Origin of the sequence: Barnesiella sp. An55 (assembly GCF_002161555.1) — a bacterium.
Taxonomy (GTDB): domain Bacteria; phylum Bacteroidota; class Bacteroidia; order Bacteroidales; family Barnesiellaceae; genus Barnesiella; species Barnesiella merdipullorum.
In genome coordinates this window covers 25,933-45,609 of record NZ_NFHZ01000012.1, presented here as the reverse complement: position 1 = coordinate 45,609, position 19,677 = coordinate 25,933, and the positions used below count along the sequence as shown (strand labels likewise).

7 protein-coding genes are annotated in these 19,677 nt (G+C 52.2%); all 7 read left to right on the top strand.

The features are described 5' to 3' along the window. Window positions 1–63 precede the first annotated feature (63 nt). On the top strand, window positions 64–3,630 hold the full coding sequence (locus B5G10_RS08365; protein WP_241147742.1) for a SusC/RagA family TonB-linked outer membrane protein: 3,567 nt from the start codon (window positions 64–66) through the stop codon (window positions 3,628–3,630). Window positions 3,631–3,647: 17 nt separating this feature from the next. Next, window positions 3,648–5,354 (top strand): SusD/RagB family nutrient-binding outer membrane lipoprotein, encoded by a 1,707-nt coding sequence (locus B5G10_RS08360; protein WP_158098801.1) that lies wholly within the window; start codon window positions 3,648–3,650, stop codon window positions 5,352–5,354. Window positions 5,355–5,470: 116 nt separating this feature from the next. Then, the gene (locus B5G10_RS08355) at window positions 5,471–9,259 is read left to right on the top strand and encodes a LamG-like jellyroll fold domain-containing protein (protein ID WP_087424283.1); all 3,789 of its coding nucleotides are present in this window, start codon (window positions 5,471–5,473) and stop codon (window positions 9,257–9,259) included. 98 nt (window positions 9,260–9,357) lie between these two features. Continuing rightward, entirely contained in the window at window positions 9,358–11,391 is a 2,034-nt protein-coding gene (locus B5G10_RS08350) for a LamG-like jellyroll fold domain-containing protein (RefSeq protein WP_087424282.1), read from the top strand. A 221-nt stretch (window positions 11,392–11,612) separates the two neighbouring features. Beyond that, window positions 11,613–14,957 carry a beta-N-acetylglucosaminidase domain-containing protein gene (locus B5G10_RS08345; protein ID WP_087424281.1) on the top strand — a complete coding sequence of 1,115 codons (3,345 nt, stop codon included), beginning with the start codon at window positions 11,613–11,615 and terminating at the stop codon, window positions 14,955–14,957. 57 nt (window positions 14,958–15,014) lie between these two features. Beyond that, complete coding sequence (locus B5G10_RS08340; RefSeq protein ID WP_087424280.1) at window positions 15,015–17,285, top strand: GH92 family glycosyl hydrolase; 2,271 nt, start codon at window positions 15,015–15,017, stop codon at window positions 17,283–17,285. A gap of 43 nt (window positions 17,286–17,328) precedes the next feature. Beyond that, window positions 17,329–19,671 carry a family 20 glycosylhydrolase gene (locus tag B5G10_RS08335; protein ID WP_087424279.1) on the top strand — a complete coding sequence of 781 codons (2,343 nt, stop codon included), beginning with the start codon at window positions 17,329–17,331 and terminating at the stop codon, window positions 19,669–19,671. The last annotated feature ends 6 nt before the right edge of the window (window positions 19,672–19,677 follow it).

The following is a 19,677-nucleotide window of genomic DNA, read 5'->3' as shown; positions in this document are numbered from 1 at the left end:
TCACAATTCTGTTGAATACCCATAAACACACGTATGTATAGAAAAAGTTTAAAAGCACTTATCATGGCTTTTGCACTGACTTACGCATTCGAGGTCAGTGCCGATGCGTATTCTCGCATCTCCCTATCCGAAGTGAACACTCCGGTAGAAGACGTTCTGAAAAAGATCGAAAAAGAAGCAAAGTGTCTATTTGTCATCAATACTCAAGTAGATACACAGCGTAAAGTAAACCTGAATGTTAAGAATAAGACTGTAAGCGAGATTCTCGACATCATGTTCAAGGGAACCGATGTATCCTACTCGATACAAAACCCCAACATCATGTTGTCGAAAAGGACTGCAGCAGCCCAAGCTCAAGCCAACAGCAGTAGCAAGAGCACGGCAACCGCTACGGCTCAAGCCAGCAACGGCTCGAGAATCGTAACCGGACAAGTGACCGACGCCTCGGGCGAAACCCTTATCGGCCTCACCGTAAAAGTAGCCGGTACCAGCGTAGCTACCGCCACCGACATCGATGGCAACTACTCGATCAAGGTACCCGCCGGAAGCAATGAACTGGAGTTCTCCTACATCGGTTACCAAACCGTAAAACAGCCCATCAACGGCAAGGATAAAATCAATATCGTCATGCGCGACAATACCAAGCTGCTCGACGAGGTTGTCGTTACCGCCATGGGTATTGCCCGTAAGGAAGAGACCCTCTCCTACTCGACCCAAACCGTAGGTGGCGACGAGCTGACCCGAGCCAAAGAGGCCAACCTCATCAACTCGCTGCAAGGTAAGAGTGCCGGTCTGGTCATCACGCCTAACTCGGGTGGTGCCGGTGGTGCCTCGAAAATCCTGTTGCGTGGTAATGCCTCCATGTTGGGTAACAACTCGCCCCTTATCGTAATCGACGGTGTGCCCATGCAGAACAGCGTAAACGGCCAGATGGATATGGACGGGGGTGGTGCCACGATGATGGCCGACGGTTCGAAAGAGAGCAGCGACGCCCTTTCGCAACTCAACCCCGACGATATCGAATCGATCACCGTGCTGAAGGGTGCCAACTCGGCCGCCCTGTATGGTAGCGCCGCTTCGAACGGTGTGCTCATGATTACTACCAAGAAAGGTAAAGAAGGCCAGCTGCGCATCGACGTATCGAGCAGCACTACGTTTGAGACCCCGCTCGTATTGCCCAAGCTGCAAAATGCATACGGTGCACAAATGTCGGGCTCGGTTGAAAACGGCTTCTCAATGAACTCCAACAGCTGGGGTCAACGCATGAATACCCTCGGCAACGAGTACTACGACACGGCCAACTCGCCCTATCACCTCACGCGTAATGCCTACGACATCAGTGACTTCTATAAACTGGGAACCAACTTCAACAACTCTATTTCGTTGAGCGGTGGTTCAAAAGTAGCCCAGACCTATTTCTCCTACGGAAATACGACGGCCAACGGTATTGTCGAGACCAACAAGTTTGAGCGTCACAACATCGCTCTGCGCCAGAGTTTCTCGTTCTTCAAGGACAAACTCAAAATCGATATCTCGGCCAACTACATCAACCAGAAGACCAAGAACCGCCCCACCGGTGGTACCTTCTTCAACCCCATCTATCAACTCTACACCTCGCCGCGGAACCTCGATATGAACTGGTACCGCAAGAACTACTACGACACCAATGCAACCTGGACTTCGAACCCCTATAGCTACATCGTGTCGCAAACCGGTTCCAACGGTCTGCCCATCTCGGTAGTAGAAAGCGGTAAGACCTCTATTCTCTCCGACTCGAACTACGGTAAACAAGTATGGTACACCGATGCCATCAACCTGAACAACCCCTGGTGGTTGCTCAACCGCATGACCAGCGAAGAGATCATCAACCGTACCTTCGGTAGCATCACGGCCAACTGGCAGATTATCCCCGACCTCAACCTGCAGGCCCGTATCAAATACGACTACAACGAGCGCAACGACGAGAATCGCCAATACGCTACGACTTGGGGTAATGCCGAAATGATTGACCGCGGCCGCCTCATCCTCGACCACACCAAGTCGCAAGACTTCTATGGCGACTTCATGTTGAGCTACAACAAGCAGATTCAAGATTTCACGATCGGTGTAAACGCCGGTGGTAGCATGATGAACTCGTCGTATGACCAATGGATGATTACACCTATTGCCAAATCGGGTGCACCCAATACCGAAGACCTCTCGTGCAACCAGTTCGTACTCTCCGATATCTACATCAACAGCAAGGACAACTACGGAGGACTCACCACCAAAAACTGGGAGCGTGCCATCTTTGCCACAGCCCAGGTAACCTGGCAAGACAAGGTAACCGTCGAGGGTAGCTACCGCGACGACTGGTACCGTGCCTTTACCCAGTTCAAAGACATGGATCCCCACTTCGCCTACTATTCGGCAGGTGCTTCGGCCCAGATGAACAAACTGCTCACCTTGCCCGAGCAAATCAACGAGTTGAAACTCCGCGCCTCCTACTCCGAAGTAGGTAACTCGATCCCCAACAACCTGTTCCTGGCCTCTGCCTCGCGCAACCCGGCTACCGGTGCCTACATCAGTAGTGCTATCATCAACTTCAAGGACCCCAAACCCGAGACCACTCAATCGTTCGAGGCCGGTTTCGACATCAGCCTGCTCGACCGCTCCATCTCGTTGCAAGCCACCTACTACAACGCCATCATGAAAAACCAGTTCATGAAATACGAAGGTGCCGCCGGTAAAGAGATCTACATCAACGGTGGTAAGGTGCGCAACCAGGGTGTCGAGTTGACCGCATCGTATATCTTTGCACCCAACAACGACTTCAGCTGGATCACCACTTTCAACTACGCTTTCAACGACAACAAGATCCTCACCGTAGCCCGCAAGCAAAACGGTCAGAAATACATCCACGAAATCGACATGGGTAACCTCAGCGGTCTGAAGATCAAATTCGAAGAGGGCGGTTCGTATGGCGACCTCTATGCCGTTGACTTCATGCGCGACGAAATCACGGGCGAAATCGTAGTTGACCCGAACACGGGTGCTCCCTTCAAACTCAACGGACAAGCCAATGAGTATCTGGGCAACATGAACGCCAAGCACACCCTCGGATGGTCCAACACCTTCAACTACAAAGACTTCTCGTTCTACTTCCTCATCGATGGTAAAGTAGGCGGTAAAGTTATTTCGTTCACCGAAGCCTACCTCGACTACTTCGGTACTTCGCAACGCACAGCCGAGGCTCGCGACTACGCCGTAGCCAACAACCTTTACTGGACTTCAGACGATGGTGCCATCACCAAACCCGGCATGTATATCCCGGGCACCAACACCCTGGTACCGGTTGACCAATACTACCAAACCATCGGTGGTGGTTCGCCCGTAGGTCGCAACTATGTATATGACGCCACCAATTTCCGTCTGCGTGAAATCTCGCTGGCCTATACATTCCGCAACCTCTTCGGACAGAGCAAGAACCTCACGGTTTCGGCCAATGCCCGTAACCTCTTCTTCCTCTATCTCGACGCTCCCATCGACCCCGATACTTCATTAAGTACGCAAAACGCTCTGGGTAATGTCGATATCTTCAGCATGCCTACTACCCGTTCGTTCGGTATCTCACTTAAAGCATCATTCTAATGAAAGGTAACAACATTATGAAAAAGACAATATATTCTTCCGTATTTGCACTGGCCGCCGCTCTGACTATGGTAGGCTGTGGCGACCCCCTGCTCGACGACCTCAACTCCAACATCGAGGTAGGCTCGGGCGAACTCTCCGTAGCCGAAACCTACGAACAGGCAGCCGGTATGTTCCTCACGGCTCAACAAAAGATGCACGATGTGGGAGCCCAAAATGGCGCACACATCTACCAGGTGCAGTTCAATATCCACATCGACAACTACTCGGGCTACATGGCCGGTACCCAAAACTTCAGTGGTAACCTGCCTTCGACCTACCGCTACTTTGCTCAATATTGCGACGGTCCCAAGGCTAGTTTCTTCCTGGTAGCACAAGCCACCCTGCCCGTGATGCGGTCGGCCGCACAGCTCAACCTGAAAGAGCTCGGCGCCATGTGTAACATCATGTATTGCTTCTCAGCTCTCGAGTTGTCCGACGTGTATGGCCCCTTCCCCTGGACCGACTACAAGAACGACGTTCAGGAACCTCCCGTTACCTACGAGCCCATGGACCAGATCTACGACTCGCTCTTTGTCAACCTCAAAGATGCCGGCGAAATCTTGAAAAACTTCAACAACACGCCCAAGGAGCATCAGGATACCATCAACACCATTCTGGCTCAATACGACAAAATCTGCGGTAGCGTAGATACCTGGCGCCAGTTCTCCAACTCGATTCGTCTGCGCATGGCCATGCGTATGAGTAACGTCGATCCCACCAGAGCCAAGGCCGAAGCCGAAGCCGCTATCAACGATGGCCTCATCGAGAAGAGCATCGAATACAACACCATGGCCATCAACGGTACCAACCACCCGCTGGCATTCATCTCGACATTGTGGAACGATACCCGCATGAACGCCTCGCTCGAGAACATCATGAAACGATTGAATGTACCTTTCATGGACAAACTGTTCAAAATGAACAGCGATGATATCCGCAACGAAGATGGCGAAGTGACGATGACAGCCAACTCGGCCATCGTGGGTGTACCTGCCGGTATCCAGCTCACCCCGCGCGACGACAACAACCAATACACCAAATACTCGGGTGTGTCGGACGCCTTCGCCAGCTTCCCTCTAGCTATCTTCAAGCTCTCGGAACGTTACTTCCTGCAGGCCGAAGCCGCCTTGCGTTGGGGCATCGGAGGTGCGGCAGCCGTGAATATCAACTACCTGAATGGTATTGTAGCCATGTTCGACGATTATGATATTGCACAAACCGACGAACAGTTCAGAAACTATTGGAACCAAAAAGAGGCCGATACGACCATCGACTATGTCGATCCGCACAACAGCCGCAACAACAAGAAAGGGTTAATTTCCGTGGGTGTAATCCTCGATAACAGTGATGATGATAAAACCAAACTTGAAAAGATTATCACTCAAAAATGGCTTTCGATGTTCCCCATGGGACTCGAGGCTTGGAACGACCTGCGTCGTACGGGTTACCCCCGCATCTTCCCCGTCAACGATATCGGTGACGGTTCACTGGGCAACGGCCGTATGATTCGCCGTATCCCCTGGAACATGACCGATGCCGCCGCTGCCCAGGATGTCAACACCTCGGGTATCGAAGCCTTGGGCGGTAGCAACTTGATGCGTACAACCCTGTGGTGGGACGTAGAAGATCCTTCGGGATTGGGCGACAACCGCCGCTGGGAAACCGAAGCCGCCGGTCAGTAATCTGTAAAACAGGAGAGCCTGCATTCCCCCGGGAGTGCAGGTCTCTCCACACTACTTTATAATACAAACCAACTTTTGAGATCTTTTTTATTCACTAAAAAACAAAACAAAAAAACATGAAAGCACCGAAATTACTTCTCTCCGTGCTGGCTTGTGCAGCCGTGGTGGGTAGCTATGCCCAAAGCGTGCCGACACATGACTCCTACGTGATGCCTTTCGATGAAGGAAAATCCAAACCGTTCTCTGAATACTTCAGGAACTGGGAACCTGGAACGCCCCTCTCGGAAGACGAGAACTTCTACATCTCGCGCGTTCCCCTCAAACAACGCTTCGAGAACTCGGCCACTCAGGTAGATCCTACCATGACTACCGCCCGCAAGTTCTGTTTGTGGACTCCCATGGGTATCTCCGATACCTATTGGCAATCGCTGCCCCGCTATGTATTCGACGGCGATAACTTCAGCATGTGGTCTTATGTCGATTCGCAAGGCGGCTGGTCGCTCCCCTGGGTGCGTGTACCGGGCGCATACAGCGACGTGACTCACCGCAACGGTGTAGCCAACAGTGGCGGTCTCGTATTCTTCGACTCGTGGGGCGGTGACAACACCGAGTCCAACAACAGCGTAAATATGCTGGTTGAAAAAGAGGGAGGCCAATTCAAATGGGTTGAGAAATTTGTAAAATTCCTGCGCTACTACGGTCTTGACGGTGTAGGTATCAACCCCGAGGGTACCGTGCCTCAAGCATCGGCTCTGCAGGACTTCTTCTCCCAGTGCCGCGAATATGCCGAGTCGATTGGCTGGCAATTCCATGTATATTGGTATGGGACCAACACCAACAACGGAAGCATGGATTTAGGTTCGACCCTGAACAGCAGCAAGTCAAACTGGCTGTGGAAAAACGGCAAGCAGGTTGTCGATATGTACATGCTCAACTACAATTGGAGTGGTTCATTAGCCAACTCGGCCAATTATGCCGAAGGTCTTGGAGCCGACCCCTATACCGTATATGCCGGATATGATATCCAAGGCAAATGGCTTAGCTATGGTAACTGGTGGGATGTCAAGAACTCCAAGGCATCTATCGCCTTCTGGGGTAACCACACCACCAACATGATTTACCAAAACTCGTCGGAGTTCGGTTCGGGCGACGAAGCCGTACAGGCCTGCTACTTGATAAAACAGGAACAAGTATTCTCGGGAGGTAACCGCAACCCGGCCAACCGCCCGGCTATCAATAGCAACGTAGCCAGCTCAAGCGAGGCTGGTATGAAACAATTCCATGGTATCGCCGAGTTCCTGCCCGCACGAAGCGTACTGCAAGAGTTGCCGTTCGTTACCCGTTTCTGCTTGGGCAATGGTAAGACCTTCCGCAACGAAGGCCAGGTAACCTTCAACCACAAATGGTTCAACGTGGGTGTACAAGACTACCTGCCCACCTGGCGCTGGTGGATCACCGACGACAACAAGAACGTACCCAACGATCCCATCACCTGTGGCTTCACCTTCGACGACGCCTGGTTTGCCGGTTCGTCCATGCAGTTCAGCGGTGCAACCGCAGTATCGAACGTACGCTTGTTCAAGACCAACTTCAACGTGTCGGAGAGCGACGACGTATCGATGGTTGTCAAACTGAAAAGCGGTACCGATACCCACATGAAACTCTTCTGGTCGTTTGTAGGTAGCGAAGATCAACTCCACTACTGCGATATCACAGGTGCTCAAGAAGGCGCTTGGACCAAGATTTCGGCCAAAGCCTCTGAAATCGGCATGAACGGTAATGTAGCTCTCGTCGGCCTCAAGTTTGAGAATACCCCGGCCAACTACGAAATCCTCATCGGCGAGATGTCTATCATCCCCGCCAAAACGTTTGCTCCGGTACAACCCACCATCACAACGGCCGAAAACAATATCCTGAAAAAACGTACCTACAACTCGCTCGACTTCAAGTTCAGCTGGGACTGCGCATCGACCAAAAACGACGCCGATCCCTCTATCCCCGTCTATAACGAAGATGTAGATACCTGGTACTTCGAAGTATATGTACAGGCACAAGGCGAAGATCCTATCCTCTGCGGTACCACCTCGTCGTGGGCCCACTATGTAGTAAGTGCTCCCGTATCGGCCAATACCGAAGTGACCGACTACCGCGTAGGTGTTTGCGCCGTAGCTCCCGACGGTGTAACCAAGAGCGCCATCACCTGGACCAACTACATGACAACCGATCTGACGCTGGTCGATGGTATCGTATGCGACAAAGCCGTGATCAAGGCCGGCGAAGAGTTCACCCTCTCGCTCATCGACCCCAACCAGGAAGCTCCTTACGTTTGGGAAATTATCAATGCCACCACGGGCGGTAACGCTGTTGCTTCTCAAAGTGGAGGAAAATCATTTACCACCACGCTCCAAGACGAAGGCTATTACGATGTGAAAATAACCAACTTCGATTTGAGCACACTCATGTATCGTGGCTACATCCAAATCTCTCCCGAGAGCACAGGATCGATTCCCTCGATTGAAGATTTCACGGCTTCGAAGACCAACGTAACCAGTGCCGACGAAGAAGTCACGCTGAGCTACACCGGTAACAAAGGCGAAGGTACCGTATCGCGCGGTCTTCGTATCGACGACCCCTATATCTTCCGTATCCCTGCCGAGTTCCTGCCGATGAACCAAAACCAATACACCATCGCCTTGTGGATCAAGCCCGAGAAGTTCACCTATGCCCAACACGCTATGGGACTCATGGGACAAAGAGACCTGGATATTCACTGGCCGCACAACAACTGGGGAACATTCTGGCTCGATGTATGGCCCGAGAAGTATGACGCTGATGGTAAAAAAGAGCGTGATGCCAATGTCCTCTCCTACACCATGTATGGTGGTAATACCTATGTAGATCAAGTAGGTGGAGGCGGTAACAGACACGAAAACCCCAACCCCAACTGTATGACCGATGGTTACAGCTTGAGCGAGAACCAATGGACGCATGTATTGATTTCCTACGACGGTAGCAAACAACGCATCTATTTCAACGGTAAGAAAACGGGCGAAGCCGAATATCCCAAACTCACTTATTCTGACCTCAACGGTGGTACGGGCGCTGTAGCCGAGGCTCCCATCTTCATCGGTGGATCGCGCGTGTACTATGCTGGATTCACAGGCACCATCGACGATGTACAAATATGGCACAAAGCCTTGAGCGATACCGAAGTAGTAGATGCCATGAAGGGATACTACGGTCGTGAGATTCCCAGCGACCTGAAAGGTTACTGGACGTTCGAAAGCGACGACTACAACGATGCCGACAAGACCTTCGAAAACAAAGGTACTCTCTCGACAACCAGCAAAGCATCTTACGTAGAAATCAGAGGTTCGGGCGGTGAAAACACTTCGCTCAACGAAGAAAACCTCCTGCCTGCCAACATCAACGTAGAGGGTAACCCCGCCATGTCGGGTACTATGCCTATCACGACAACATCGGCTTTCACCATCCCCGATGCCGAGGTAGTGAACAATGGCGACAACGCTACGGCCACCTTCAGCAAAGACGGTAAATACAGCGTAACGCTCACATTGACCAACGGCTGGGGTTCGGACTCGAAGACCAAAGACGAGTACATCGTGGTAGTTCTCGAAGGATCGGGCGTTGAGGACAACCTGGTGAACAACCTCACCGTATATCCCAACCCCTTCATCGACAACGTGAACCTGCAATTTGCTGCCGATGGCAACTATGTAATCGACGTATATGACGCACAGGGTCGCCTGGTAACAACCCGCAAACACGAGGCTATGGCCGGCGAAATCTGCACGCTCAATATCAACGGCGGTAAAGGTGTTTACTACGTTGCTGTTTCGAAAGACAACAAACGTATCAGAACACTCAAAGTAGTAGCCGAGTAATTATTGGCAATTCAACTCCACCGCATGCTCCAGGTGTGCGGTGGAGTTAATTACATAAATCACTTTTAATCTTTAATCCTTAATAGCTTTTTTGATTTATGAAAAAACTTTACCTTTTGATGCTTACGGCTCTGCTGGGCGGAGCCCTGGCAAATGCTCAAAACCCGCTCGACGGGTACGATGCTCCTACTTATACAAACGGAGTAGGTAATGTGGGAAACATTGTATCATTCAGTACATCGGGTGCCTTGGAAGACCTGAACAGCATCTCTATTCCTAAAGAACCCACTGGAAAAATCGCACAAGAATTACTGGTTGCTCCGGGTAGCAAAGTAGATCTCACCATCAATATCGACACGTGGTGGGGACAATTCGTTACCTTCTGCGATGCCAACGAAACGAAAGAGATGACCCGCCTTATCCTCTGCGGTAACTCGGGAAACGGTGGATTTGAGAATCATACTACCGGTGTAACGGTATATGTTGAAGATGGAGCTACCAAAGTCTCGGAGGGTACGCTTCCCTCGTTCACGGTTCCTGCTTCGGCCGAAGAGGGTACCGTCTATCTGCTACGTATGATGTTCATCGGTGGAACCGACAACGTCACCACCTATGACGGGACCTACGCCGAGGGTACTTACTACGACGTGAAGATAACCGTAAAATCGAATATCCAGAGATATGCCATCAACTTTACCACCCCCGAGAACGGAACGCTCTCAATCAAGAACGGCGAAACTGCCCTTACTTCGGGTACTGAAGTTGCCGAGGGTACCGTACTGACCATCACCGCTACCCCCAACAGTGGCTACGAACTGGTATCGGTAAAGAACAACGACGAAATCTATCCTAACTCTACATATATGGTAACCGCCGCTGCCAACTTCTCTGCCGAATTCAAACAGCTGGCCACCACGGGCGACGCCATGTTGATGTCGGCTCCCGGCTACGGAAGCGAAGAGGCTCAGTTGCGATTCAGCGATACGGCTCTGGGCACGCACAATACCGAGCAAAACCAGGTATCGAGCGACCAACGTTCGCGCAACTACACCTTCTCGGCCTGGATTTCGCCTATGGCCTACAACGGTGTATTCATGGGTCACGTACAAAACAGCATCACCTGGAATGTAGAAGGTTCCTATGGTGTAGGTGTACAAAACGGCAAACTGGCCGTGTGGTATCGTTATTGGGATGGCAGCTCAACCGGTTGTCCCGGTGCTGCAGCTCCGGCCGTATCAGAAACGACTACGCTCTATCCCGGTGAATTTGCCTTCATTTCGCTGGTAACCAGCAACAACGGAAAGACCTTCAAGGTTTACAAAAACGGCGAAGAGGCCCTCTCGCAAGAGGTAGAACAAGGTGGTTTGGCTCTGCTCTACGATGCTTGCGACTTTGCTATCGGTGACTCGAAATACAACCAGATGGCTTCGAAAGTAGAAGAGGTTCAACTCTGGAACAAGACGCTTACCCCCGAGGAGATCAAAGCCTCGATGTATGGCTTCAACGAAATTCCCGAAGGACTGGTAGCCTACTATCGTCCCGAATCGGCCACAAGCACAACGATCGAGAACCTGGCCGGCGATGTAGATGCCTACTATCGCAAAAATGGAGCTCTCTCCAGCAACAACTTCCCCATGGCAACAGCCATTCAAAAGACCAACGGCCGTGAAACGGTAAACATAACCTACAACACGCCTGCCGAAGAAGACGCTGCCTATGAACTGCAACGCTACCATGTAGCCTTGACCGAGTCGCCTGCCGCCGTAAAGACCTACAGCAACCTCTATGCCGTAAACCAAGGCGACACCTACGAAATCAACTCGGTTATGGTAAACGGTGAAGCTCTCGAAAACGTAACCGATCCTATTCAAGTAGGGACCGAAGATGTAACCGTTAATGTTGCCTTCTCGTTGGCTTCGGGTATCGAAGAGGTAGCTGCCGAGACCATCTACTTCAGCAACAACGTGCTCTATATGCCCGAGGGTGCAACCGCAGTAGTTTACAACCTGCTGGGTAGCGCCGTTGCCGAAACTGCCGAACCGGCTGCCGACCTCTCCAACCTGCCCACTGGTATTTACCTGGCCAAGGTTTCGATGGGTGACAACCACAAGATTATACGTTTCAAGAAATAATCAATCCTTTGTCATGCGCCCCGTACCCGACTCTCGCGAGTGCGGGGCGCTTTTCAAAAATAAAAGCCAAAATGAAGACGGGGACTACGAGACAATAATCCACTCGATTTCATAAGATCCCCCTTAACCATGAAAAGCCAACGATATTATCCGTACTTTCACATAAAACAGGCACATATTTCCATAGAAAAACAAGACGCTTTATAAATTATACATCAGCGATGAAAAACATTTTTACCCTGCTTACTCTATTTATTTCGGGCTCCATTCTTTGCAGTCAAGCACAAACCTATACCATATATCCTATTCCGCAAAAGGTCGTTGAGGAAGGGAACTCGGTAGAACTCTCTACCCAAATTAATGTCATCTGCGAAAGCAGTATCGGCGAAGTAACCCGCAACCGCATGGAAGAAGTGCTCGAGAGAGCAGGATACACCTTCTCCTACTCCAACGAAGCATCGCAAACCGCAACCAACCTGTATCTCGGTACAAACGGCTCCGACGGAGCTGCCGCTCAATATGCCACCGAACACAATCTGCCCCTCGCCGTATTCGATGCGGGCGACAACAAGTTCGACCCCTATCTGTTGCAAATCAACAACCTCCACCCCTATGGCGACATCGTCATCCTGGGTAACGACAAAGGCTCGGAATACTATGCCTTTGCCACACTCGAACAAATTTTCGAGCAAGCCGGCGGAAACACCATCCGTCAAATTACTTTTGAAGACTATTCCCACACTCAATATCGGGGAATCGTAGAGGGTTTCTACGGTCATCCCTACTCGGTCGAGAACCGCATCAGCCTCTTTGAATTCTGCAAACGTTTCAAGATGAACGTGTTTATCTACGGTCCCAAGTCAGACCCCTATCACCTGGGAAACTGGCGCGACGAATATCCCACCTCGCTCACCGAGCAACAACGCTTCTTTGGCATGATTACCCAGGACGACCTGCGCACCATGGCCCAGGCGGCCAAAGCCTGCCATGTCGATTTCATCTGGGCAGCACACCCCGCTTTACAACAAGGCATCAGCTTCTCAGACACCACACAGATGAACATGGGCATCGACGCTCTCATGACCAAATTTGAGCATCTCTACAGTCTTGGCGTGCGAGGATTCGGCGTATTTATCGACGACATGAACTATACCCCCAACGGCAGTATGCAGGCTCACTTGGCCGACCGTACTCAAAAACGGTTGCGCGCACGTTTCGTCACCGACGATCCCGACGACGAAATAGCGCCCCTCTTCTTCGTCCCCACAGCCTATGCCCTCAACTATGGAGGTTCCTACACCCTTTATGACCTGAAAAATATCGATAGCGAGGTCGTCATCGCCTTCACCGGATATGACTGCTTCTCCAACATCAGAGCTTCGGCCATCAACGATATGGCCAGCCGCGTGGGCCGCAACCCGGTCATGTGGTGGAACAACCCCGTAAACGATGACCACGACGATCGCATCTACATGCGCGAACTCACCACCCACTGGACCATCGAGACCCCGGGGGCCATCAACACCCTCAACGGACTCGTATTGAACCCCATGAGCCAGGCACAAGCCTCGAAAGTAGCCCTCTTCGGTGCTGCCGACTACAGCTGGAACCCCGACGCGTTCGACGTACACCAGAACTGGGAAGATGTCTTCGCACGCATTGCACTACCGGGTGATACGCAAACGGCCGAAGCCCTCAAATGCTTTGCCCGATTCTCCAATACACTGGTCGAAGACGACGAGATGATTGCCCTCTACGACGGCTTCATGGCCGACTACGGTGGCGAGACATTCCCCTCCCAGGCAGCCCAGCTGCGCACTGAGTTGGGGAACCTCAAAGAGGCATGTACCTATATCGAAACCTTGAAAGATAGCGAGCAACGTGACTACCGACTGATGTACAACGATATTCGCTGCTGGAACGCCAAACTGAAAATGATCAGCACCATTGCACTCGACGCCCTCGATATGCTCGAAAACGGAAGTACCATGTCGCGAGCCGAAGGTTGGGAAAAATACCTGAATCTGAAAAAACTATATACCGGCATGAGCAACGACTCGACCTATCTGGTCAGTGCGCTTGAGGGATATGGGACATCGACCTACGAGCAACTCTACGAAGCCAAACCGGGCGACAGTCACTTGCGTCCGTTTGCCGATTTCCTCATCGAGAAGATAGGCAACAACATACCGGGTTTGTGGCCCGAAAAAGACAACCCGCAGGTAATCTCGAACATTGAGGAGCTGCAAGGCGTAAACCTGTCCATAGAAACCACCTCGTTTGAACTGAACGGATTGACCGACCTCACGCTCGACAGCGATGAATATGTGGGTATCTACTTTGGCAACCTCGAGAAAATAGATGTACCGGCCACCTCGTTCAACCCGGGCATCGAAGTCGAAGTATCGGAAAACGGCAAGCAATGGACTCCCGTACAATTGCCTGTTACCGAGCAAAAAGCAGCCTATATACGCATCAAAAACACCTCCGACGAGCAGGTGACCGTCGGGACCGACCGGTTGGCCGGTTCGTGCCTCTTCTCTGCGGTAACCAGCGATCCCACCGTATCGACCAACATGCCGCAGTACCAAAGCTACAGCATCGAACGGGTAATCGACGGAAACCCCTCCTCGTTCTTCTGGAGCAGCAACTCACAGGCCGAGGGACAATACATCATGCTCACCTACCCCACCTCGCAACCTCAATACGAAATCACAATCACCTTTACCGAGACCGACCAGCTCTCGGGAACGGCAGCCATCGAGATATCGAACGATAACACCGAGTGGACCCAAATAGCCGAGTTTACCAGTAACTACCTCGACTCTTCACGTTCGTTCACCTGCAATGCCAACGGGCAAACAGCCCGCTACGTTCGCTTTATCATTCGCAGCGTTACCGGCAGTTACTGGCTGCAAGTGGCCGAGTTCAAGTCGGAGATGGCCTCCAAAGATACCCAAACGACCGACCAAAATGGCGTGCAGATTGCCACCCTCTCCGATAAAGACCTCTCGACCTACTACCAACCCGTAACAGCCGGGTACATCGAGCACTACTTTATCGAGAATATCAACATCGAATCGATCGAGATTTTCCACAACACCACCTTCGACAGTCGCTACGAGTTACCCACCATCTATGTCAACGACGGTACCGACTGGATCGAGATGGGCCACCTCAACTCGCTCTGCACCGTCATCGACACCCACGAGATGAAGCTGGTCACGGGCGTAAAAATCGAGTGGAACGAAGAGAACATACCCAACCTGCACGAGATACTTCCCTGCGGTACTCCCTATGTAGAGAAACCGAGCTCGGCTACCACCATCGAACAGACGAGTGCCGACGGGTTGAAACTCTATACTCGCGACAATCGCCTCCATGTACAGGCCAGCTGCAATATCACGAGCCTCACCCTGTGCGACCTGAGCGGTAGAATCGTAGCTCGCACCACCCCCAACGGCACCACCTTCGAGATGACACTCGATGCAACCATGCCGAGGGTTCTCATCGTACAGGCAACCGACGAAAAACAGAATTGCTCGACCCACAAAATCGTGTGGTAACTGTGCAGTTTAGAATCATAAACAAGAAAGAATACAAACACTTTATAAATAAAAGACATGAAACGAGCAACGCTTTGGCTGGGACTGGGACTGCTTCTATTTTCGGGCTGTTCCAATACATCGGAAACCCAGTTACAATATTCCGATTTTGTGAATCCGTTCATCGGGACGGGCGGTCACGGACACACCTTCCCCGGTGCAGTGGTGCCGCACGGAATGATACAACCGAGTCCCGATACCCGCATCTATGAGTGGGACGCCTGCTCGGGATATCACTACTCCGACAGCACTATCAACGGCTTCTCCCACACCCACCTGAGCGGTACCGGGTGCGGCGATTACGGCGATATTCTGCTGATGCCTACCGTGGGCAAACAAGACTATCAATACCTGGGTGCCGAAAGCCAGCAAACGGCCTATGCCTCGCCCTTCTCGCACAGCAGCGAAAAGGCTACACCGGGCTATTACTCGGTCGTGCTCGACCGCTACCACGTCAAAGCCGAACTGACGGCGACCGAACGGGCCGCCATGCACCGCTATCACTTTCCCGAGAGCCAGCAGGCCGGCTTCATCGTTGACCTCGATTACAGTCTCCAGGGACAAGAGAATCTCGACATGAAACTCAACCCCTTGAGCGATACCGAAATCGTAGGCTGGAAACGCACCAAAGGGTGGGCCGACAGTCAACCGATTGGCTTCTACATGAAATTTTCCAAGCCCTTTACCTGCCATATTGTCGATACGGTAATCGATATCACGCGCAACGGCAAGCCCTATAAACTGGAACAGAAAAAAGCCCTGCTCCAGTTTGCCACCACCAAAGACGAAGAGGTGCTCGTGAAAGTGGGTATTTCGGCCGTCGATATCGATGGTGCCCGCCGCAATGTCGAGAGCGAAATTCCCAATTGGGACTTCGACAGCATCGCCATGCAGGCTAAAGAGAAATGGAACAACTATCTGGGGACTATCGAAGTAGAGACCGACAACGAAACCCTGCGACAGATTTTCTACACGGCCCTCTACCACACGGCCATACATCCCAGCCTCTTCTCCGACGCCGACGGTCGCTACCGCGGGCTCGACCAAATGATTCATCAAACCAAACCGGGTAAAGAGATCTACACCGTTTATTCGTTGTGGGATACCTTCAGAGCTCTGCATCCCCTGCTCACCATCACACAACCCGAGTTGAACGACAAGCTGGTGATGTCGCTCATGGAAAAATACCACGAAGGCGGTATCCTGCCCATGTGGGAACTGGCCGGCAACTATACCGCTACCATGATTGGCTACCACGCCGTACCCGTCATTGTCGATGCCTACATGAAGGGATTCAACAAGATCGACGGTCACGAATTGCTCAAAGCCTGCATAAGAAGTTCGGTTTACGACACAACGGGCATCATCGCCCCGAGCCGTATGGTCAATGCCCTGGTACCCATCTCGAAATATTACAAAAATCAAATCGGTTATATCCCTCATGAGAAAGAGAACGAATCGGTTGCCAAAGGGCTGGAGTATGCCTACAACGACTGGTGCATTGCCCAACTGGCCCAAGCCATAGGCGATACCGCCACTTACGAAAAATACAAAGCCCTGAGCCAGTCGTATGCCAACTACTACGATGCTCAAACTCACTTCATGCGGGGTAAAGACCTCGACGGCAAATGGCACACCCCGTTCAATCCCCACGCATCGGATCACCGCAACGACGACTATTGCGAAGGCACGGCCTGGCAATGGACCTGGTTTGTCCCCCACGACATCGACGGACTCGTATCGCTCATGGGCGGACAGGAACAGTTTATCGGCCGACTCGACTCGCTCTTCGTAGCCGACTCGAAAATCGAGGGCGATCTCGTATCGTCCGACATCTCGGGCCTCATCGGTCAATATGCCCACGGCAACGAGCCCAGCCACCACATTGCTCACCTCTACAACTATGTGAACCAATCGTGGAAGACGCAGCAAATTATCGACACGATTCTATATACCCAATACTTCGACGACCCCAACGGTCTCTCGGGCAACGAAGACTGTGGACAGATGTCGGCCTGGTATGTACTCAACGCCATGGGCTTCTACCAGGTATGCCCCGGTTCGCCCATCTATTCGGTAGGCCGGCCCATCTTCGACAAAGTCACCATCAGCTTGTCGAACGGCAAGAAATTCGAGATTGTAGCCAACAACAACTCGCGCACCAACAAGTACATCCAAAGCATCCGACTCGACAATATTCTGCTCGAATCGCCGTTCTTCATGCATAGCGACATCATGAAAGGCGGGCGCATTGTCATCGAAATGGGCAACACCCCGGTAAAACAGTAAATGCAAACAAAAAAACATCATCACTCATAATTCACAATCCAGTATGAAAAAACTCAGTCATTATCTCGCATTCGTGGCAACACTCATTGCCTTAATCTCTTGCCAGAGCGAGGAAAACCGCTACGAACTGATACCCTACCCCAACCACATCGAGCAGATGTCGGGGCGATTCACATTCGACAACGGTACCCAGATATTTGTTGCTCCCGAGTGTGGAGACGAGATAACCGGTGCCATGCAGCAATTTGCCGCCCAGTTCCAAAAGATAAGCGGCAAGGAGTTGAAATTTGCCGAGAAAGAGGGCAAAAACGCGATTATCGTGAAGCTCAACCCCGACTTGGCCAACGAGGCTTACCAACTCCACATCGGTAAAAACAAAATAGAAATCACGGCAGCTACCCCCAACGGCGTACGCTTTGCCCTGCAAACCATCAAACAGCTGCTCCCGGCTGCCATCTATGGCGAAACTCCTGCCATAGACGAAAACTGGTCGGTACCCTGTGCCGCCATTGACGACGCTCCGCGATTCGGCTACCGCGGCCTCCACATCGACGTGGCCCGTCACTTCTTCTCGATCGACGAGGTAAAACGCATTCTCAACGTCATGGCCGTGCACAAGCTCAACACGCTGCACTGGCACCTCACCGACGACCAAGGCTGGCGCATCGAAATCAAGAAATACCCCCGCCTCACCGAGGTAGGCAGCATGCGCAGCAAAACGATGATTGCCAAAGAGTGGGACAACTACGACAACACCCCCTACGGTGGATTCTATACGCAAGACGAGCTGCGCGATATCGTGAAGTATGCCGCCAACCTGGGCATCACCATTATCCCCGAAATCGACCTGCCCGGCCACATGATGGCCGCCTTGGCCTCCTACCCCGAACTGGGTTGTACCGGTGGCCCGTATGAAGTTTCGGGTCAGTGGGGTATCCGCGACGATGTGCTTTGCGCCGGTAAGGACAAAACCTTCGAGTTTATCGAAAACGTACTGCTCGAGGTGATGGATATCTTCCCCTCGAAATATATCCACATTGGTGGCGACGAGTGTCCCAAACTGCGTTGGGAGAAATGCCCCGCCTGCCAGACCCGCATCAAACAGTTGGGCCTCAAAGACGACGAACACGGCACGGCCGAACACTACCTGCAAGGCTATGTAACCGAGCGGGTCGAGAAGTTCCTCAACGACCACGGCCGTGAAATGATTGGCTGGGACGAAATCATGGAGGGCGGCCTCTCGACCCACGCTACCGTCATGTCGTGGCGCGGTGTCAGCAACGGTGTCGAAGCTGCCAAACAAGGACACGACGTCATCATGACCCCCACTTCGCCTCTCTACTTCGACTACTACCAGTCGCGCGACACCCAAAGCGAACCGCTCGCCATCGGCGGATACAACCCGGTCGATATGGTCTATGCCTTCAACCCCGTGCCCGAGGAGCTTACAGAAGAGGAGGCCAAGCACATTCTGGGTACACAAGCCAACGTATGGACCGAATACATGCCCACCAACGAGCAGCTCGAATACATGATTCTCCCCCGCCTCGCCGCGCTGAGCGAAGTGCAGTGGGACCAACCGGAGAATAAGGACTACGACCGGTTCCTCAACCACATCGGCCACATACTCGAGATCTACAATGTGATGGAACTCAATTATGCCAAACACCTCTTCGAGGTAGAGGGCGAATATACCGTAAGCGACAGCAAAACTTGTATCGAAGCTACCCTGCGCACACAAGGCGATGCCCCCATCTACTACACCCTCGACGGCACCGAACCCACCACGGCCAGCACCCGCTACACGGGTCCGATCGAAATCGGTATCGATAGCGATACCTGTACCCTGAAAGCCATCGTGGTGCGCGACCAGGTCAAGACTCGCACACTGGTGCGCCCCTTCTCGTTCAACAAAGCGACCGGGCATCTGGCTGAACTCAAAGAGGCTCCCAGCCCCAAATATACGTTCGGCGGAGCTTCGGTATTGACCGACGGCATACACGGCGACTTCAACTACAGCAATGGCTGTTGGCTGGGATACATCGACACCCCGCTTGACGCTACCATCGACCTGGGCGAAACCCAGTCGGTAAGCAGCGTGACGATAGGCTCGCTCGTGCAATACTCCGAGTACATCTTCCCTCCCACGAAAATCACGGTCTATGCTGCCGACGGCGACAACCCCATGACCGAGATTGGCAAGCTCGATATCCCCGTGACCACAGAGCAAGATGCCGACGGTGTGCGCCAATACACCTGCAAATTCCCCTCGGTACCTGCTTCGAAAATACGGGTTGTGGTCGAGACCACCAGCCAGATTCCTGCCTGGCACGGAGCCCGCGGCGAGAAAGGCTGGCTCTTTGTCGATGAAATTTCTATCAACTAATCACGC

Bases quoted from the DNA above. Each gene is read 5' to 3' on its own strand.
- B5G10_RS08365 (WP_241147742.1), top strand. From the start codon at position 64: ATGGCTTTTGCACTGACTTACGCATTCGAGGTCAGTGCCGATGCGTAT.
- B5G10_RS08360 (WP_158098801.1), top strand. From the start codon at position 3,648: ATGAAAAAGACAATATATTCTTCCGTATTTGCACTGGCCGCCGCTCTG.
- B5G10_RS08355 (WP_087424283.1), top strand. From the start codon at position 5,471: ATGAAAGCACCGAAATTACTTCTCTCCGTGCTGGCTTGTGCAGCCGTG.
- B5G10_RS08350 (WP_087424282.1), top strand. From the start codon at position 9,358: ATGAAAAAACTTTACCTTTTGATGCTTACGGCTCTGCTGGGCGGAGCC.
- B5G10_RS08345 (WP_087424281.1), top strand. From the start codon at position 11,613: ATGAAAAACATTTTTACCCTGCTTACTCTATTTATTTCGGGCTCCATT.
- B5G10_RS08340 (WP_087424280.1), top strand. From the start codon at position 15,015: ATGAAACGAGCAACGCTTTGGCTGGGACTGGGACTGCTTCTATTTTCG.
- B5G10_RS08335 (WP_087424279.1), top strand. From the start codon at position 17,329: ATGAAAAAACTCAGTCATTATCTCGCATTCGTGGCAACACTCATTGCC.